This is a genomic window from Streptomyces tamarix, assembly GCF_032423885.1.
GTDB classification, from domain to species: domain Bacteria; phylum Actinomycetota; class Actinomycetes; order Streptomycetales; family Streptomycetaceae; genus Streptomyces; species Streptomyces tamarix.
The window spans coordinates 38,014-56,779 of the sequence record NZ_JAWCTQ010000047.1 but is presented as its reverse complement, the minus strand read 5'-3'; the positions used below and the strand labels follow the sequence as shown (position 1 = coordinate 56,779).

The following is an 18,766-nucleotide window of genomic DNA, read 5'->3' as shown; positions in this document are numbered from 1 at the left end:
GTGTCCCTTTCGGATTGCGTTCGAGTCGTGGCGGCCGATTAGGTGTTCGGGCCTTCCACGGGGTATAGTTCTCACGTCGCCGCGAGGGAAACCTCGAAAACGACAGGCCCCTATAGCTCAGTCGGCAGAGCGTCTCCATGGTAAGGAGAAGGTCAACGGTTCGATTCCGTTTGGGGGCTCCGAACAGAAGGCCCCCCGCCTCACGGCGGGGGGCCTTCGTCGTATGCGGAACCCTACTGCTGGTGCGGCTCCGGGACGCGCAGCGTCAGGATCGCCATGTCATCCGACGCCGGCTCCGCGGCGAACCGCTCCACCGCCCGCAGCACACGCGCCGCGACCGCGCCGGCCGTCAGGCCCGTACACGTCCGCAACACCTCCGTCAGGCCGTCGTCGCCCAACATGCGCGCACCCTCACGGCGCTCCGTGACACCGTCCGTGACGCACAACAAGACATCGCCCGGATCCAGCGTCACCGTCTCCTCGTACAACTCCAGATCGTCCATCACACCCAGCAGAGGCTGCGGCTCCGCGGCCGGTACCACCGTGCCGTCCTGGCGCAGCCGCAACGGCAGCGGATGCCCCGCGCACACCACCTTCAACACCGCGCTGCCGTCCTCCTGCGGCCGCAACTCCCCGTACAGCAGAGTGAGGAAACGGCTCCGGGCCCCCTCGTCGAGGATCGCCGCGTTCAACCGCTCCAGCACCGCCGGACCGCCCAAACCCTCACGGGCCAGCAGCCGCAGCGCATGACGGGCGAGACCCGTCACCGCGGCCGCCTCCGGGCCCGTACCGCACACATCGCCGATCGCGAAGCCGTACGCCCCGTCCCCGATCGGGAACAGGTCGTAGAAGTCGCCGCCCACCTCGTTGCCCTCGCCGGCGGCCCGGTAGATCACGTCCACCTCGACCCCCGGGACCTGCGGCAGCCCCGGCGGGAGGAGACTGCGCTGCAGCGACTGGCTGATCGCCGTCCGCTCGCTGTACAGCCGCGCGTTGTCCAACGCCAGCGCCGCACGGCGGGACAAGTCCTCCGCCAGCTCCAGGATCTCCTGGCGGAAGCGGTCGTCCGACGGCTTACCCAACGTCAGCATGCCGATCACCCGGTTGCGGGCCACCAGCGGCAGCACCACCGTCTCACCGCCCACCGCGGCCGCCGTCGCCAGCGTCGTACCGATCCCCGACGACAGCGGCGACGACACCCCGCCCAACTGCCGGCGCGACGCCTCCAACGCCGCCCGCTGGGCCGCCTCCGCGGGCGCGTTCCACACACGGGCACCCGGCGTCGGCACCGGATCCGGTGGGGTGACGCCCGACAGGAGGTCCTTCAACCCGTCGATGCGCTCCTCGTCCTCGTGCAGCACGTACGACAGGAACGGTTCCGACGCCTGATCGGCGATCGTGTACACGGCGCACCACGTCGCCAGCGTCGGGACGGTCATCTGAGCCATCAGCGCCAGCGTCTGGTCCCGGTCCAGCGTGCCCGCGAGCAGGTCCGACGCCTCCACCAGGAAGCTCAGCGAACCGCGGCGCAGCCGCTCCAGCTCGCCCAGACGGGCCGACTCGACGGCCAGGGCGATCCGGTCGGCGGCGAACTGCAGCCGCAGCGCCTCCTCGTTCGAGTAGCGGCCCGCCGACTCCGCCGCCACCCCCAGGGAACCCGTCAGGCGGCCCTCCACCTTGAGGGGGACGGTCACGACCGAGCGCATGCCCGTGCCGTTCAGCAGCGGAACCGCGCCCGGCACCGCCAGCAGGTCCTCGTGGACGGCCGGCATGCGGGCCGACGCGTACCGGCTCGTCCCCGCCTCCACCGGTACGCGCGCGAAGCGCTGGCGGGCGGACGGAAGGCCCGTCGTGGCCCGCACCTCCAGCTCCGTCTCGTCGTCCGTCGCCAGGAGCAGGAACGCGGCGTCCCCGTCGAGCATGTCGCGGGCCCGCTCCACCGTGCGCTGGAGCAGACCGTCCAGGTCGTCCGGGGCGGGAGAGCCGATGAACACCTCGAACGGGTCCGCCGTACGCCCCTCGCCCGCCGAGTCGCCGCCCGCAGCGCGGGGCGGGGTCTGCAGGACGGCGCGCTCGTAGTCGCGCACCAGCAGGCACACCGTCGACGGTTCGCCGTGCGTGTCGCGGACCCGCAGGTGGGAGGCGTACACGGGGATCACACGGCCGTCCGTGCCGCGGATGCCGTAGCTGCCCTCCCAGCGGGACAGCCGCAGCGCCTCCGCCAGGCCCGTGCCCGTACCCGGCGTGTGCGGCCAGGCGGCGAAGTCGCCGAGCGGTTTGCCGACGACCTGGTCCGCGGCGTACCCGAAAAGGTGCTCCGCGTCGTCGTTCCAGGCCGCGATGGCGCCGGCCCGGTCGATCTGCACGACCGCGACCCGGACGCGCTCGTCCGCGACGGGCAGCAGGTCCGTCGGGAGCGCGGGGCCCGCGTGGCGCGTGCCGACCGGGCGCTCAGGAAGGTCCAGCTGGAACCAGACGCGTTTGCGGGTGGGGGAGTACTCGACGCCCCAGCGGGTGGCCAGGGCGGCGCAGAGGAGCAGCCCGCGGCCGTTCTCCCGGTCCAGGGCCGCGGTGGGCTGGGCGACGCCCTGGAGGGGCACCTCGCGCTCCGGGTAGCGGTCCGCGACCTCGACCCGCACGCCGTCCTCCGTGCGCAGGCACAGGACGTCCGCCGCCGTACCGGCGTGGACCATGGCATTGGTGACGAGTTCGCTGGTCAGGACGACGGCGTCGTCGACGATGTCGGAGTAGCCCCAGCCTTGCAGGGTGTCCCGGACGAAGGCCCGGGCGGTCGCGACCGACCGTCCCACAGGTTCGAAGGTGGCAGCCGCCCGCGCGGTGATCACAGAACTCCTCGTACGCGTCTCGACGCCCGGCTTCGCCATGATCGGCCCCGCCCCTCCCGGTACCCCGTGCTCGTACGGTCACACCGCCCCCGCCGGGCGGACCGGGGCGGTTGGACAGCCGCATGCCAGGTTACTTACCTTCACAGTCCGGGCGGGCGGTGGTCACGGCTGTTTCCGTCCCCAGTGGACGGGGACGTTATGCGAAGCTGCCGAACTGTTATGGCCCGGTCTGTTCGCGGTGGAAGACTGGGAAGGATTCCGGCGGCGGTCACCGCGAGGGCCGCGGCCGGATCGGCATCCGAACACGAGCCCGAGGAATACGGTCAACCCCTGCGGGAGGGACACGGTGGAGTCTGGCGTAGCGGCGCGGGGCGGTAGCACGCGCGCGAAGGGCGGACGGTCCCGGAGCAGCGGAACCGTCGAGGTGGACGCCGCCGCACTGGAGCGGTTGCTGGGAGCTCTGGTCGCGATGCGCGACGGCAACTTCCGCAAGCGGCTCACCGTCACCGGCGAAGGGACGATGGCGGAGATCGCCGCCGTCTTCAACGAGGTCGCCGACCGCAAGCTGCACCTCACCGGTGAGCTCGCGCGGGTCCGCCGGGTCGTCGGCCGGGAGGGGAAGCTGTCGGAGCGGCTGGAGGTCGGCGCCAGCGAAGGCGCCTGGGCCAGCGCGATCGAGGCGGCCAACGCGCTCGTCGACGACCTGACCAGGCCCGTCTCCGAAGTCGGGCGGGTACTGTCCGCGGTCGCGGACGGTGACCTGGAGCAGCGCATGGAGCTGCGCTCCGAGGGGCCCGACGGGGCGGGGCGGCCGCTGCGGGGCGAGTTCCTGAAGGTCGCCCGTACCGTCAACAACCTCGTCGACCAGCTGTCGTCGTTCACCGACGAGGTGACACGGGTCGCCCTCGAGGTCGGTACGGAGGGCAAGCTCGGCGGGCAGGCGCAGGTGCGCGGGGTGTCCGGCTCGTGGAAGGACCTCACCGACTCCGTCAACACGATGGCGTACCGGCTGACCGCGCAGGTCAGGGACATCGCCCTGGTCACCACGGCGGTCGCCAAGGGCGACCTGTCGCGCAAGGTCACCGTGCACGTGGCCGGCGAGATGCTGGAGCTGAAGAACACCGTCAATACGATGGTGGACCAGCTGTCGTCGTTCTCCTCCGAAGTGACCCGCGTCGCGCGCGAAGTCGGTACGGAGGGCGAACTCGGCGGGCAGGCCGAGGTGCCCGGCGTCGCCGGTGTGTGGAAGGACCTGACGGACTCCGTCAACACGATGGCGGGCAACCTCACCTCCCAGGTGCGCGGCATCGCGGAGGTCACCACGGCGGTCGCCAACGGCGACCTGTCGCAGAAGGTCACCGTCAGCGCGCGCGGCGAGGTCGCGCAGCTCGCGGACACCATCAACCAGATGACCGAGACGCTGCGCACGTTCGCCGACGAGGTGACGCGTGTGGCGCGGGAGGTCGGTGTCGAGGGGTTGCTCGGCGGGCAGGCGCAGGTGCCCGGTGCGGCCGGCACGTGGAAGGACCTGACGGACTCGGTCAACACGGCGTTCCGGAACCTGACGGGTCAGGTGCGGGACATCGCGCAGGTGACGACGGCGGTCGCCAACGGCGACCTGTCGCAGAAGGTCACGGTCGACGTGGCCGGCGAGATGCTGGAGCTGAAGAACACCGTCAACACGATGGTGGCGCAGCTCTCGTCGTTCGCCGACCAGGTGACGCGGATGGCCCGCGACGTGGGAACGGAGGGCCGACTCGGCGGCCAGGCGCGCGTACCGGGGGTGTCCGGTACGTGGAAGGAGCTCACCGACTCCGTCAACTTCATGGCGGGCAACCTCACCTCGCAGGTGCGGCAGATCGCGCAGGTGACGACGGCCGTGGCGCGGGGCGACCTGTCGCAGAAGATCGACGTGGATGCGCGCGGTGAGATCCTGGAGCTGAAGAACACCATCAACACGATGGTCGACCAGCTCTCCGCGTTCGCCGAGCAGGTCACGCGGGTGGCCCGCGAGGTGGGTACGGAGGGGCGGCTCGGCGGCCAGGCGCAGGTGCCGGGCGTGGCCGGGGTGTGGCGCGACCTGACGGACTCCGTGAACAGCATGGCGGGGAACCTCACCGCCCAGGTCCGCAACATCGCCCAGGTGGCCACGGCCGTGGCGCGGGGCGACCTGTCGCAGAAGATCGACGTGGACGCGCGCGGTGAGATCCAGGAGCTGAAGAACACCCTCAACACGATGGTCGACCAGCTCTCCGCGTTCGCCGAGCAGGTCACCCGGGTCGCCCGCGAGGTGGGCACCGAGGGCATCCTGGGCGGGCAGGCCGAGGTTCCCGGTGTCGCCGGCACCTGGAAGGACCTGACGCTGTCGGTCAACTTCATGGCGAGCAACCTCACCTCCCAGGTGCGGCAGATCGCCCAGGTGACCACGGCGGTCGCCAAGGGCGACCTGTCGAAGAAGATCACCGTCGACGCGCGGGGCGAGATCCTCGACCTGGTCACCACCGTCAACACGATGGTCGACCAGTTGTCGAACTTCGCGGACGAGGTCACGCGCGTGGCGCGCGAGGTCGGTACGGAGGGCATCCTCGGCGGCCAGGCGCGGGTGCGCGGGGTGACCGGCATCTGGAAGGACCTCAGCGACAACGTCAACGTGATGGCCAACAACCTCACCTCGCAGGTGCGGAACATCGCGCGCGTGTCGGCGGCGGTCGCCAACGGCGACCTGACGAAGAAGGTGACGGTCGAGGCGCGCGGTGAGGTCGCGGAGCTGGCCGACACGGTCAACACGATGGTGACGACGCTGTCGTCGTTCGCCGACGAGGTCACGCGCGTCGCGCGCGAGGTGGGCACCGAGGGCGAACTGGGCGGCCAGGCACGCGTGCCGGGGGTGTCCGGTACGTGGAAGGACCTCACCGAGTCGGTGAACTCGATGGCGTCCAACCTGACGGGTCAGGTGCGGCAGATCGCGGCCGTCACGACCGCCATCGCCAAGGGCGATCTCACCAAGAAGATCGACATCGACGCGCGCGGCGAGATCCAGGAGCTGAAGAACACCATCAACACGATGGTCGACCAGTTGTCGTCGTTCGCGGAGGAGGTCACGCGCGTCGCGCGCGAGGTGGGCACCGAGGGCATCCTGGGCGGCCAGGCCCGCGTACGGGACGTCGACGGCACGTGGCGGGACCTCACCGAGTCGGTGAACGAGATGGCCGGGAACCTCACCCGGCAGGTGCGCGCCATCGCCGCCGTCGCCACGGCGGTGACCCGCGGCGATCTGAACCTGAAGATCGACGTGGACGCGTCCGGGGAGATCCAGGTCCTCCAGGACAACATCAACACCATGATCGCCAACCTGCGCGACACGACCCTGGCCAACGAGGAGCAGGACTGGCTGAAGGGCAACCTCGCCCGGATCTCCGGCCTGATGCAGGGCCGCCGGGACCTCGACGACGTCGCCTCGCTCATCATGAGCGAACTGACGCCGGTCGTCTCGGCGCAGCACGGCGCGTTCTTCCTGGCCATGCCGACCGGCGGCGGGTCGGCGGAGCCGGGCGGCGAGGACGACGGCTCGTACGAGCTGCGGATGCGCGCCAGTTACGGCTACTCGGCCGGGTCGATGCCGACGTCGTTCCGGCCGGGCGAGACGCTGATCGGGACGGCCGCCGAGGAGAAGCGGACGATCCAGGTGAACGTCCCGCCGGGCTACCTGAAGATCTCGTCGGGTCTCGGGGAGGCCGCTCCGGCGCACGTGATCGTGCTTCCGGTGCTGTTCGAGGGGAAGGTCCTCGGGGTGATCGAGCTGGCGTCGTTCCAGCCGTTCACGCAGATCCAGCGGGACTTCCTCAACCAGATCGCCGAGATGATCGCGACGAGCGTCAACACGATCAGCGTCAACAGCAAGACCGAGGTGCTGCTGAAGCAGTCGCAGGAGCTGACCGAGCAGTTGCGGGAGCGGTCGGCGGAGCTGGAGAGCCGGCAGAAGGCGCTGCAGGACTCCAACGCCGAACTGGAGGAGAAGGCGGAGCTGCTGGCGCGGCAGAACCGCGACATCGAGGTGAAGAACACCGAGATCGAGGAGGCGCGGCAGGTGCTGGAGGAGCGGGCCGAGCAGCTCGCCGTCTCCATGCGCTACAAGTCCGAGTTCCTGGCGAACATGTCGCACGAGTTGCGCACCCCGCTCAACTCGCTGCTGATCCTCGCCAAGCTGCTCGCCGACAACGCGGACGGCAACCTGTCACCGAAGCAGGTGGAGTTCGCCGAGACCATCCACGGCGCGGGCTCCGACCTGCTCCAGCTGATCAACGACATCCTGGACCTGTCGAAGGTCGAGGCGGGCAAGATGGACGTCAGCCCGACGCGGATCGCGCTGGTGCAGCTGGTCGACTACGTGGAGGCGACGTTCCGGCCGCTGACCGCGGAGAAGGGCCTCGACTTCTCCGTACGGGTCTCCCCGGAGCTGCCCGCGACGCTCCACACCGACGAGCAGCGGCTGCTGCAGGTGCTGCGCAACCTGCTGTCCAACGCGGTGAAGTTCACCGACACCGGCGCGGTCGAGCTGGTCATCCGCCCGGCGAAGGCGGACGTGCCGCCGTCGATCCGGGAGCAGCTCCTGGAGGCGGGTTCGCTGCGCGACCCGGACGCCGACCTGATCGCCTTCTCGGTGACCGACACGGGCATCGGCATCGCCGCGAGCAAGATGCGGGTCATCTTCGAGGCGTTCAAGCAGGCGGACGGCACGACGAGCCGCAAGTACGGCGGTACGGGGCTGGGGCTGTCCATCAGCCGTGAGATCGCCCGGCTGCTGGGCGGTGAGATCCACGCGGCGAGCGAACCGGGCCGCGGCTCGACGTTCACGCTGTACCTGCCGCTCCACGTCAACGAGCTGCCGCCGCACGGGTACGGCTCCGGGACGGGCCTCCCGCAGGGCCCGCACGCGGGCGCGGCCGACGAGGCGGCGCTCGACGGGACGGGGACCGCGCCCGCGGCGCCGGCGCCCGCGGTGCCCGCCGTGCCGGCGCCGGCCCACGGCATGGCGTCCGGTGCGTTCCCGGCGGACGGCCGGCAGGCCGGTACGAGCGCGCTGTTCCGGCACCGCCGCATGGCGGCCGCCGCGGCGGAGGCCCGCATGCAGGCGGGCCAGGACGGCCGGCGGGCCGCCGGGGCGGCCCAGGAGGCGGCCGAGCAGCGCCGGACGTTCCGGTTCGACGGCGAGAAGGTGCTGATCGTCGACGACGACATCCGCAACGTCTTCGCGCTCACCAGCGTCCTGGAGCAGCACGGCCTGTCGGTGCTGTACGCGGAGAACGGCCGCGAGGGCATCGAGGTCCTGGAGCAGCACGACGACGTGGCGGTCGTCCTGATGGACATCATGATGCCGGAGATGGACGGGTACGCCACGACGACGGCGATCCGCAGGATGCCGCAGTTCGCGGGGCTGCCGATCATCGCGCTGACGGCGAAGGCGATGAAGGGCGACCGGGAGAAGGCGATCGATTCCGGAGCCTCGGATTACGTCACCAAGCCGGTCGACCCGGATCACCTGCTCGGCGTAATGGACCAATGGATGCACGAGAAGTGATCGCGTTTTGAACAATTTTCGATAACACGCCAATCGGCAGTTGCCGGGGGCGCGTGTAGGAGGCCCTATTCGGGGAACCTTCTGGTCGCCCACCGCGTTTCCGTTACGTGCACAGTGACATCACGGTGACAGGGTGTGGCGACGGGTGGGGTGCGGCTACCATGACCGGCACAAGGACGGACGGCACAAGGGAGTCGTCCCCTGGGGCGGCGCCCGGCCAACTGCCGGGGCGAGGAGGACGGGCCATGGTGCAGAAGGCCAAGATCCTCCTGGTCGATGACCGGCCGGAGAATCTGCTGGCGCTGGAGGCCATCCTCTCTGCGCTCGATCAGACGCTGGTGCGGGCATCGTCAGGGGAGGAAGCGCTCAAGGCGCTGCTGACGGACGACTTCGCGGTCATCCTTCTGGATGTCCAGATGCCGGGCATGGACGGTTTCGAGACCGCCGCGCACATCAAACGGCGGGAACGCACGCGCGACATTCCGATCATCTTCCTGACCGCCATCAACCACGGTCCCCACCACACGTTCAGGGGATACGCCGCGGGCGCGGTCGACTACATCTCCAAGCCGTTCGACCCGTGGGTCCTGCGCGCCAAGGTGTCCGTGTTCGTCGAGCTGTACATGAAGAACTGTCAGCTGCGCGAGCAGGCCGCCCTGCTCCGCCTCCAGCTCGAGGGGAGCGACGGCGGCCAGGGCGGCGCCGCGGCGAAGGAGACCGCGGGCCTCCTCGCCGAGCTGTCGGCGCGACTCGCCGCCGTCGAGGAGCAGGCCGAGGCGCTGTCCAAGCAGCTCGACGACGAGTCCGCCGACGCCGCGGCCGTCGCCACCGCCGCGCACCTGGAGCGGAAGCTGACGGGGCTGCGGCGGGCGCTGGACGCGCTGGAGCCCGGCACCGGAGGCGGCGGATCCGGCCTCCCCGCCTGACCGTCCCGCGCCCCGACGCGGCGCTTGAGGGGACGTCACCTTCCGTACGCCATAGGAGCGACACGAAAGGGTGAAGGGGGCGGACGCGTGTCCCGCGCGGCCCGCACCGGTAATCTCACCCCCATGGCCTCACGTACGTCCGGCAAGGGTCCCCACGGCACGGCGGGCACCGCGAAGCCGCGCGCCGCCGGCCGTACGAGGGGCGCCGCGCAGAAGGCGGTCCCCGGCAAGCCGACCGCCGGGAAGACCGTCGCCAAGCAGTCCTCCCCGGCCAAGAAGGCCGCGGTGAAGAAGGCCCCCGTCAAGAAGGCCGCGAAGAAGGCGGCCGCCAGACCGGTGCCCAAGCCGGCGCCGTCCCCCACGGGCGGCGTCTACCGGATCGTCCGCGCCCTCTGGCTCGGCCTCGCCCACGCCGTCGGCGCCATGTTCCGGGGGATAGGGCGTGGCGCGAAGGGGCTCGACCCCGCGCACCGCAAGGACGGCCTGGCCCTGCTGCTGCTCGGCCTCGCCCTTGTCGTCGCGGCCGGTACCTGGGCCAACCTCCACGGCCCGGTCGGCGACCTCGTCGACATGCTCGTCACCGGCGCGTTCGGCCGGCTCGACCTGCTCGTGCCGCTCCTCGTGGGCACCATGGCCGTCCGGTTGATCCTGCACCCCGAGAAGCCCGAGGCGAACGGACGCATCGTCATCGGCCTGTCCGCCCTGGTCGTCGGTGTACTGGGCCAGGTCCACATCGCCTGCGGCTCACCGGGCCGCGACGCGGGCGCCCAGGCCATGCAGGACGCGGGCGGCCTCATCGGCTGGGCCGCGTCCACCCCGCTGATCTTCATGACGGGCGAGGTCCTCGCCGTCCCCCTGCTCGTCCTGCTGACGCTCTTCGGCCTGCTCGTCGTCACCGCCACCCCCGTCAACGCCATCCCGCGACGGCTGCGGGCGCTCGGCGAGCGGCTCGGCGTCATCGAGCCGTACGAGGAGTGGAGCGACGAGGAGTGGGACGACGACCGGCGGTACGACGAGCAGTGGCGCGAGGGCCTGCCCGCGCCCTCCCGCCGCCGGGCCGGCGGCCGCGGCGGTGAGGCGGCCGGCGGGTACGACCCCGAGCGGGCCGAGGAGGAGGCGCTCACGCGGCGCGGGCGGTCGCGCGCGCGCCGGGCGCCGGGCACGGCCGAGTCCGGGTTCGGGCGGGCGCTGGACCCCGTCGACATCGCCGCGGCCGCGGCGGCGGACCTCGACGGCGCCGTGCAGAACGGCATGCCGCCCTCGCCCCTCGTGGCCGACCTGACCAAGGACGTCACGGCGGACCGCGGCCGGACCGGCACCGACACCGGTGCGGCCGGCCGTGACGCGGAGCGCTCCCCGGGCCGGGGCGCCCCCGCCGTACCCCCGGCACGGGAGGAGGCGGACGGCGGGCTCGTACCGGACCTGACCAAGCCCGCGCCCGTACGGGACGTGCCCGAGCCGATGCCCGCGCGGGCCGAGCAGCTCCGGCTGGCCGGGGACATCACGTACGCCCTGCCCTCCCTCGACCTGCTGGAGCGGGGTGGCCCGGGCAAGACGCGCAGCGCCGCCAACGACGCCGTCGTCGCGTCCCTGCGCAACGTCTTCTCCGAGTTCAAGGTGGACGCCGACGTCACGGGCTTCACTCGCGGCCCGACGGTCACCCGCTACGAGGTGGAGCTCGGCCCGGCCGTGAAGGTCGAGCGGATCACGGCGCTGACGAAGAACATCGCGTACGCGGTGGCCAGCCCCGACGTGCGGATCATCTCGCCGATCCCCGGGAAGTCCGCCGTCGGCATCGAGATCCCGAACACCGACCGCGAGATGGTCAAGCTCGGCGACGTGCTGCGGCTCGCCGACGCCGCCGGGGACGAGCACCCGATGCTGGTCGCGCTGGGCAAGGACGTCGAGGGCGGCTACGTCATGGCCAACCTGGCGACGATGCCGCACGTCCTGGTCGCCGGCGCCACCGGATCCGGCAAGTCGTCGTGCATCAACTGCCTGATCACGTCGGTGATGATAAGGGCCACCCCCGAGGACGTCCGGATGGTGCTCATCGACCCCAAGCGGGTCGAGCTGACCGCGTACGAGGGCGTCCCGCACCTGATCACGCCGATCATCACCAACCCCAAGCGGGCCGCCGAGGCGCTCCAGTGGGTCGTGCGGGAGATGGACCTGCGCTACGACGACCTGGCGGCGTTCGGGTACCGGCACATCGACGACTTCAACGCCGCCGTGCGCAGCGGCAAGCTGAAGACGCCCCCGGGCAGCGAGCGCGAGCTCCAGCCGTACCCGTACCTGCTGGTCATCGTGGACGAGCTGGCCGACCTGATGATGGTCGCGCCGCGCGACGTCGAGGACTCCATCGTCCGCATCACGCAGCTGGCCCGCGCCGCCGGCATCCACCTGGTGCTCGCCACGCAGCGGCCCTCCGTGGACGTCGTCACCGGCCTCATCAAGGCCAACGTCCCCTCCCGCCTGGCCTTCGCCACCTCCTCCCTCGCCGACAGCCGCGTCATCCTCGACCAGCCGGGGGCCGAGAAGCTCATCGGCAAGGGCGACGGCCTGTTCCTGCCGATGGGCGCGAACAAGCCGGTACGGCTCCAGGGCGCCTTCGTCACGGAGGAGGAGGTCGCGGCCGTCGTCCGGCACTGCAAGGAGCAGATGGCGCCCGTCTTCCGCGACGACGTCACGACCGGGACGAAGCAGAAGAAGGAGATCGACGAGGAGATCGGCGACGACCTCGACCTGTTGTGCCAGGCCGCCGAACTGGTCGTCTCCACGCAGTTCGGCTCCACGTCGATGCTCCAGCGGAAGCTGCGGGTCGGCTTCGCCAAGGCGGGCAGGCTCATGGACCTGATGGAGTCGCGGAACATCGTCGGCCCCAGCGAGGGCTCCAAGGCACGGGACGTCCTGGTCAAACCGGACGACCTGGATGGCGTACTCGCCTCGATCCGCGGTGAGAGCGGCCCCTGACCCGACCGTGTCCCATCCGTGAGGAAACCGCGGGCAAACCGTTGCCCCGGGCCGTACGCCGAGTTGGAGGAAGGGCGGAGAATGACGGTCACCGCACCGCGGGGCACGGCCATTCCGATGGCGTACAAACCACGTCCGCCCGGTTGCCCCACCCTTTCGTACCACCCATAGACTGAACCTCCGGCAGGTGGTTACACGCTCGAAAGGCGCCCTCGTGTCCATCGGCAACGCCCCCGACGGCAACTCCCCCGAAGACGACCGGCCTTCGTTCCTCCCGGACGACCGGCCCTCGATCGGCCGTGCGCTCCGCGACGCGCGCGTCGCGGCGAACCTGACCGTCGAGGAGGTCAGCAGCTCCACGCGCGTGCGCGTCCCCATCGTGCTCGCGATCGAGGAGGACGACTTCTCGCGCTGCGGCGGCGACGTGTACGCCCGCGGACACGTGCGGACGCTCGCGCGGGCGGTGGGGCTCGACCCGGCCGCCCTGGTCGAGCAGTACGACGCGGAGCACGGCGGCCGTCCCGCCCCCACCTCGGCCGCACCCATGTTCGAGGCGGAGCGGATCCGGCCGGAGCGGCGCCGACCCAACTGGACCGCCGCCATGGTCGCCGCGATCGTCGTGGTGATCGGCTTCGTCGGCTTCACCCTCTTCGGGCAGGACGGCACCGGCACCAGGAACGTGGCGGAGGCGCCGGCCCCGGTCCGCTCCCCGAGCCAGGCGCCCAAGCCGGCGCCGTCCAAGCCCGCGCCCGTCCCCTCGGAGAGCGCGATCGCGGCCGTCCCGCAGGACAAGGTCACGGTCAAGCTCACCGCCATCGACGACAAGAGCTGGATCTCGGCCAAGGCCCGCGACGGCAAGCTCCTCTTCGACGGCCTGCTCCAGAAGGGCGATTCCAAGACCTTCCAGGACGACGAGCGGCTCGACCTCATCCTCGGCAACGCCGGGGCGATCGAGCTGTTCGTGAACGGCAAGAAGATCGAGGACGAGTTCTCCCCCGGCCAGGTCGAACGGCTGACGTACACCAAGGGCGACCCCCAGGTCGGCTGACCGCCCGGCCCCCGTCCCCCGCGCACCACGGGCCGCCCCCGCCGCGCCCCCGCCCGTGCCCCCGGACCCGGGGGTACGGGCGGGGGCCGGACCTGCGCGCCGGAGGGGCACCGGGGACGAAGTAGTCTTGAGTCCATGCCCGAACGCCGTACCGTCGCCCTTGTCACTCTTGGCTGCGCCCGTAACGAGGTGGACTCGGAGGAGCTCGCAGGCCGCCTGGCAGCGGACGGCTGGGAGCTCGTCGAGGACGCCGCCGACGCCGACGTCGCCGTCGTCAACACCTGTGGCTTCGTCGAGGCCGCGAAGAAGGACTCCGTCGACGCCCTCCTCGAAGCGAACGATCTGAAGGACCACGGCCGCACCCAGGCCGTCGTCGCCGTCGGCTGCATGGCCGAGCGGTACGGCAAGGAGCTCGCCGAAGCCCTGCCCGAGGCCGACGGCGTGCTCGGCTTCGACGACTACGCCGACATCTCCGACCGCCTCCGGACCATCCTCAGCGGCGGCGTCCACGCCTCGCACACCCCCCGCGACCGGCGCAAGCTGCTGCCGCTCAGCCCCGTCGAGCGCCAGGGCGCCGCCGGCGCCGTCGCCCTGCCGGGCCACGGGGCCCCGCAGGGCCCCGCCGAGGCGCCCGCCGACCTGCCCGAGGGCATCGCGCCCGCCTCCGGCCCGCGCGCCCCGCTGCGCCGCCGCCTGGACACCAGCCCGGTCGCCTCCGTGAAGCTGGCCTCCGGTTGCGACCGGCGCTGCTCGTTCTGCGCCATCCCGTCCTTCCGCGGCTCCTTCGTGTCGCGGCGCCCCAGCGACGTGCTGGGCGAGACGCGCTGGCTGGCCGAGCAGGGCGTCAAGGAGATCATGCTGGTCTCCGAGAACAACACCTCGTACGGCAAGGACCTCGGCGACATCCGCCTGCTCGAGACGCTGCTGCCCGAGCTGGCCGCCGTCGACGGCATCGAGCGCGTCCGGGTCAGCTACCTCCAGCCCGCCGAGATGCGGCCCGGCCTGATCGACGTCCTGACGTCCACGGAGAAGGTCGCCCCCTACTTCGACCTGTCGTTCCAGCACTCCGCGCCCGCCGTGCTGCGCGCCATGCGCCGCTTCGGCGACACGGACCGGTTCCTGGAGCTGCTGGACACGATCCGCGGCAAGGCGCCGCAGGCCGGCGTGCGGTCCAACTTCATCGTCGGCTTCCCCGGCGAGACCGAGGAGGACTACGCCGAGCTGAAGCGCTTCCTCACCCACGCCCGGCTCGACGCCATCGGCGTGTTCGGCTACTCCGACGAGGAGGGCACCGAGGCCGCCACGTACGAGGGCAAGCTGGACCAGGAGGTCGTCGACGCGCGCCTCGCGCACCTGTCCAGACTCGCGGAGGAGCTGACCGCCCAGCGTGCGGAGGAGCGCCTGGGAGAGACCCTGGAGGTACTGGTCGAGTCCGTCGGGGGCGACGACCCCGACGACCTCGACGACTACGCCGGTGCCGGCCGCGCGGCGCACCAGGCGCCGGAGACGGACGGGCAGGTGCTGTTCACGACGGGCGCCGGGCTGGCCGTGGGCCGTATGGTCAAGGCGAAGGTCGTGGGGGCGGAAGGCGTCGACCTGGTGGCCGAGGTACTCGAGGAGGCGGGCAGATGACCGGAGTCCCGGCGTCCGCTTCGGGCGGCACGGGGAGGAGGGCGCCCGTCGGGAAGCTGGGAGCGGCGGCCGTGAACCAGGCCAGTCTGTGGAACATCGCCAACATCCTCACCATGGTGCGGCTGGTGCTCGTCCCGGCGTTCGTGGTGCTGCTGCTCCAGGACGGCGGGTACGACCCCGTCTGGCGTGCCTGGGCGTGGGCGGCGTTCGCCGTCGCCATGATCACGGACGTGTTCGACGGCCACCTGGCGCGGACGTACAACCTCGTCACGGACTTCGGGAAGATCGCCGACCCCATCGCCGACAAGGCCATCATGGCCGCCGGGCTGATCTGCCTGTCCGCCCTCGGCGACCTGCCGTGGTGGGTGACCGGTGTGATCCTCTTCCGCGAGCTGGGCATCACGCTCATGCGGTTCTGGGTGATCCGCCACGGGGTGATCCCGGCCAGCCGCGGCGGCAAGATGAAGACGCTCGCCCAGGGCACGGCCGTGGGCATGTACGTGCTGGCGCTGACCGGCCCGCTGGCCACCCTGCGCTGGTGGGTGATGGCCCTGGCGGTCGTCCTGACGGTCGTCACGGGGCTCGACTACGTACGGCAGGCCGTCGTGCTGCGCCGCAGGGGGCTCGCCGCCGAGCGGGCCGCCCGGGCGGCCCGGGCCGCCTCGGAGCCGCCCCGGTGAGACAGGCGGTACGGCAGGGGGTCCCGGTGGCGGCGCGCGTGCTACGTCTGCTAGCGGAGCGTGACCAGACGCTCGCCGTGGCCGAGTCGCTCACGGGTGGCCTGGTCGCCGCGGAGCTGACCGCCGTGCCGGGCGCCTCCCGCGCTTTCCGCGGGTCCGTCACGGCGTACGCCACGCCGCTCAAGCGGGACCTGCTCGGTGTCGACGGGGAGCTGCTGGAGCGGCGCGGAGCGGTCGACGCGGAGGTCGCGCTGCAGATGGCGCGGGGCGTACGGGACCGGCTGGGCGCCGCGTGGGGCGCCGCGACGACGGGGGTGGCGGGCCCCGACCCGCAGGACGGGCAGCCGGTGGGGAGCGTGTACGTGGCCGTGTGCGGGCCGCCCGGCGGCGCCGCCGCCGAGGGGAAAGTGGCCGCTTTGCGGTTGAACGGCGACCGCGCGGAAATCCGTAGAGAGAGTGTACGGAGCGTGCTGGAGCTGCTCGTGGACGAACTCTCGGAGAATGCGCGGGCAAAGGATACGGAACAGAACGGGGGGAATTGATGTTTGCAGCCCTGAGTGAACACGACATCGCTCCCCGCACGGCCGCAGCGCGAGGCGGTACGGTGGGGCGTGAAGGATGCGGCTACGCGGTCCGAGGAGGGAGCCACCGATGATTCTGCTCCGTCGCCTGCTGGGTGACGTGCTGCGTCGGCAGCGCCAGCGCCAGGGCCGTACTCTGCGCGAAGTCTCCTCGTCCGCCCGAGTATCACTCGGCTATCTTTCCGAGGTGGAGCGGGGGCAGAAGGAGGCTTCCTCCGAACTGCTCTCCGCGATCTGCGACGCGCTGGACGTACGGATGTCCGAGCTCATGCGAGAAGTGAGCGACGAGCTGTCGCTGGCGGAGCTGGCGGAATCGGCAGCGGCGAGTGAGCCGGTGCCCGCGCCAGTGCGCCCGATGCTCAATTCTGTGTCCGTGACGTCGGTGGCGGGTGTGCCGACGGAGCGGGTGACCATCAAGGCGCCCGCGGAAGCGGTGGACGTCGTCGCCGCCTGATCCGCCCGGTTCCGCGGTCCATCCACCGCGGTTCCGTCGGATCGACGTTTTGGGCTGAGCCCCGGCCGGGTACCCGAGGTGCCGACCGGGGCTTTCGCTTTTAGTTGAATGCCCGTTTTGCGCGCTGTGTGTCATGGTGGAACGTGCGCACGGAATGGAGGATTCGCATGGCTGTCGTCAAGAGTTCGCTGTCCGATGCCGACCTGAAGACGGTCGGGGAGGCCCTGCAGGGGGCCCTCGTGGACCTGATCGACCTGTCGCTGGTGGCCAAGCAGGTCCACTGGAATGTGATCGGGTCGCGCTTCCGCTCCATCCACCTGCAGCTCGACGAGGTCGTGACCACCGCCCGGACGCACTCCGACGTGGTGGCGGAGCGCGCCTCGGCCCTCGGCATCAACCCCGACGGGCGCGCCGCGTCGGTGGCGTCCGGCAGTGCCATTGGCGAGGTGCCGACCGGGTGGATCCAGGACCAGGACGCCGTACGGATCATGGTGGACGCGCTCGTCGCGGTCATCGAGCGGATGCGGGAGCGGGTCGCGGTGACCGACGAGCCGGACCCGGTCACCCAGGACCTGCTCATCGGGCTGACCGCCGAACTCGAGAAGCACGCGTGGATGTTCCAGGCCGAGAACGTCTGACGCGACCCGCCGCCGGGCCCTCGGGCCCGGCGGCCGTGTGTGAGGCGGTGGGTGCGCCGGCGGCTGCTCCGGTGCGCCCTCCCGCCCGGTGATCGGGCCGGTCTAGCGTCGACCGGAGGAGGCGGCATGGTACGGCGACGAGTCCCGCTGCCGGCGCTGGCGTCGGCGCTCGTACTGGGCGGATTGTGGTGGTGGGCGGTGTTGCGCCTGGCGCTCCTGCCCGACCGGGCCGGACTGGTCGAAGGGGTCGCGGCGGCGAGCGGCTGGGGGCTCAGCCTGCTCCCGGTGCACGTCGCGGCGGCGCCCGGGCCTGGGCGGCCAGCCGGGCGGCGCTCCCGGTGGCGCGCGGCGGTGCGCGACTCGTTCCCGGAGGCGCTGCGGGGCCTCGTGTGGGATGTCGTGGGGGCCTTCGGCCGGGGGGTGCCGCGCCGGCCGCGCGGCGGGGGCGGCTCCGAAGGCTGAAGGGGCTGGGTGGCTGTAGGGGTTGAGTCGTTGGGGGTTGAGGGGTTTGAGAGGGTGTCAGGAGTACTCGCGGGGGCGTCACGAGGCCCTCGCCGCGCCCGTGTCCGGGCGCGGCGGGACGAGTGATCAGGCCGGTGCGGGGCCGGTCTGGCAGCCGGGGCACCAGTAGGAGACGCGATCGCGGGCGTCGTCCCCGCCGCCGTACCAGCGGATCGGGGCCCCGCAGCGGTAACAGGGCCGGTGGCGGCGCCCGTACACGTACAGGCGGCGATCGGCGCGGCCACCGGGCACGGTGCGGCGGTCGAAGCGGCCCTTGTTCTCGTCCAGCAGGCGCCGGGCCGTCGCGACCAGCCGCTCCGGCACGCCGGCGGGGAGGTCGCCGACCGGCAGCCACGGCGTGACGCCGGCCAGGAAGGCCAGCTCGCACTTGTAGACGTTGCCGATGCCGGCCAGGTTCCGCTGGTCGAGGAGGGCCTCGCCGAGCGGGCGGGCCGGGTCGGCGAGGACGCGCCGCACGGCCTCTTCGAAGTCCCAGTCCGGGCCGAGCGGGTCCGGGCCCAGATGGCCCACGACGGCCGGTTCGTCGACGGTGCGGAGCAGTTCCAGGACGGGCAGCCGGTAGCCGACCGCGGTGTGCGCGGCGGTGTCGAGGACCGCGCGGATCTCGTGTCCCGGTCCGCCGCGCCAGCGCTCGTCCGCCGCGTACACGTGCCAGGCCCCGTCCATCCGCAGGTGCGAGTGGAGGGTGAGGCCGCCCTCGATCCGCGTGAGCAGGTGCTTGCCGCGCGGGACGACGCCGACGACGGCCCGGCCGGTCAGATCGGTGGTGGCGAGCTTCGGGACGCGCAGGTCCGACCGGGTCAGGAGCCGGCCGGCGAGGGCGCCGTGCAACTGATGGGCGGTCAGCCAGACCGTGTCTCCTTCGGGCATGGCATCCATGATGCGCCG

12 protein-coding genes and 1 tRNA gene are annotated in these 18,766 nt (G+C 71.7%); 11 read left to right on the top strand and 2 right to left on the bottom strand.

All coding sequences use genetic code 11. The features are described 5' to 3' along the window. Window positions 1-106 precede the first annotated feature (106 nt). Window positions 107-179: transfer RNA gene (locus RND61_RS27520), tRNA-Thr, on the top strand. Between the two features lie 54 nt (window positions 180-233). Here the strand turns inward: RND61_RS27520 and RND61_RS27515 are convergent. Next, complete coding sequence (locus RND61_RS27515; RefSeq protein ID WP_315880824.1) at window positions 234-2,885, bottom strand: SpoIIE family protein phosphatase; 2,652 nt, start codon at window positions 2,883-2,885, stop codon at window positions 234-236. Window positions 2,886-3,270: 385 nt separating this feature from the next. Here RND61_RS27515 and RND61_RS27510 point away from each other — a divergent pair, with 385 nt between their 5' ends. From RND61_RS27510 to RND61_RS27465, 10 genes are all read left to right on the top strand, one after another. Beyond that, the gene (locus RND61_RS27510; RefSeq protein WP_315880823.1) at window positions 3,271-8,424 is read left to right on the top strand and encodes a hybrid sensor histidine kinase/response regulator; all 5,154 of its coding nucleotides are present in this window, start codon (window positions 3,271-3,273) and stop codon (window positions 8,422-8,424) included. 245 nt (window positions 8,425-8,669) lie between these two features. Then, on the top strand, window positions 8,670-9,350 hold the full coding sequence (locus RND61_RS27505) for a response regulator (RefSeq protein ID WP_315880822.1): 681 nt from the start codon (window positions 8,670-8,672) through the stop codon (window positions 9,348-9,350). 123 nt (window positions 9,351-9,473) lie between these two features. Further along, on the top strand, window positions 9,474-12,323 hold the full coding sequence (locus RND61_RS27500; protein ID WP_315880821.1) for a DNA translocase FtsK: 2,850 nt from the start codon (window positions 9,474-9,476) through the stop codon (window positions 12,321-12,323). Between the two features lie 214 nt (window positions 12,324-12,537). Next, on the top strand, window positions 12,538-13,371 hold the full coding sequence (locus RND61_RS27495; protein WP_315880820.1) for a helix-turn-helix domain-containing protein: 834 nt from the start codon (window positions 12,538-12,540) through the stop codon (window positions 13,369-13,371). 135 nt (window positions 13,372-13,506) lie between these two features. Further along, window positions 13,507-15,003 (top strand): 30S ribosomal protein S12 methylthiotransferase RimO, encoded by a 1,497-nt coding sequence (gene rimO, locus RND61_RS27490; RefSeq protein ID WP_315880819.1) that lies wholly within the window; start codon window positions 13,507-13,509, stop codon window positions 15,001-15,003. Continuing rightward, the gene (gene pgsA, locus RND61_RS27485) at window positions 15,000-15,683 is read left to right on the top strand and encodes a CDP-diacylglycerol--glycerol-3-phosphate 3-phosphatidyltransferase (RefSeq protein WP_315880818.1); all 684 of its coding nucleotides are present in this window, start codon (window positions 15,000-15,002) and stop codon (window positions 15,681-15,683) included. The genes rimO and pgsA overlap by 4 nt, the downstream gene beginning before the upstream one ends. Window positions 15,684-15,721: 38 nt before the next feature. Further along, window positions 15,722-16,225 (top strand): CinA family protein, encoded by a 504-nt coding sequence (locus RND61_RS27480; protein ID WP_315880817.1) that lies wholly within the window; start codon window positions 15,722-15,724, stop codon window positions 16,223-16,225. Window positions 16,226-16,334: 109 nt separating this feature from the next. Then, window positions 16,335-16,718 carry a helix-turn-helix domain-containing protein gene (locus RND61_RS27475; RefSeq protein WP_019889909.1) on the top strand — a complete coding sequence of 128 codons (384 nt, stop codon included), beginning with the start codon at window positions 16,335-16,337 and terminating at the stop codon, window positions 16,716-16,718. Between the two features lie 167 nt (window positions 16,719-16,885). Continuing rightward, complete coding sequence (locus RND61_RS27470; RefSeq protein ID WP_315880816.1) at window positions 16,886-17,356, top strand: Dps family protein; 471 nt, start codon at window positions 16,886-16,888, stop codon at window positions 17,354-17,356. A 126-nt stretch (window positions 17,357-17,482) separates the two neighbouring features. Beyond that, on the top strand, window positions 17,483-17,818 hold the full coding sequence (locus RND61_RS27465) for a hypothetical protein (RefSeq protein ID WP_315880815.1): 336 nt from the start codon (window positions 17,483-17,485) through the stop codon (window positions 17,816-17,818). A 126-nt stretch (window positions 17,819-17,944) separates the two neighbouring features. Here the strand turns inward: RND61_RS27465 and RND61_RS27460 are convergent, their stop codons facing one another. Continuing rightward, window positions 17,945-18,748 carry an Fpg/Nei family DNA glycosylase gene (locus RND61_RS27460; protein ID WP_315880814.1) on the bottom strand — a complete coding sequence of 268 codons (804 nt, stop codon included), beginning with the start codon at window positions 18,746-18,748 and terminating at the stop codon, window positions 17,945-17,947. Window positions 18,749-18,766: the final 18 nt, after the last annotated feature.

Excerpts from the sequence above, each read along its gene's own strand:
- RND61_RS27475 (WP_019889909.1), top strand. The coding sequence starts at position 16,335 with ATGATTCTGCTCCGTCGCCTGCTGGGTGACGTGCTGCGTCGGCAGCGC.
- RND61_RS27500 (WP_315880821.1), top strand. The coding sequence starts at position 9,474 with ATGGCCTCACGTACGTCCGGCAAGGGTCCCCACGGCACGGCGGGCACC.
- pgsA (WP_315880818.1), top strand. The coding sequence starts at position 15,000 with ATGACCGGAGTCCCGGCGTCCGCTTCGGGCGGCACGGGGAGGAGGGCG.
- rimO (WP_315880819.1), top strand. The coding sequence starts at position 13,507 with ATGCCCGAACGCCGTACCGTCGCCCTTGTCACTCTTGGCTGCGCCCGT.
- RND61_RS27460 (WP_315880814.1), bottom strand. The coding sequence starts at position 18,748 with ATGCCCGAAGGAGACACGGTCTGGCTGACCGCCCATCAGTTGCACGGC.
- RND61_RS27505 (WP_315880822.1), top strand. The coding sequence starts at position 8,670 with ATGGTGCAGAAGGCCAAGATCCTCCTGGTCGATGACCGGCCGGAGAAT.
- RND61_RS27470 (WP_315880816.1), top strand. The coding sequence starts at position 16,886 with ATGGCTGTCGTCAAGAGTTCGCTGTCCGATGCCGACCTGAAGACGGTC.
- RND61_RS27465 (WP_315880815.1), top strand. The coding sequence starts at position 17,483 with ATGGTACGGCGACGAGTCCCGCTGCCGGCGCTGGCGTCGGCGCTCGTA.
- RND61_RS27515 (WP_315880824.1), bottom strand. The coding sequence starts at position 2,885 with ATGGCGAAGCCGGGCGTCGAGACGCGTACGAGGAGTTCTGTGATCACC.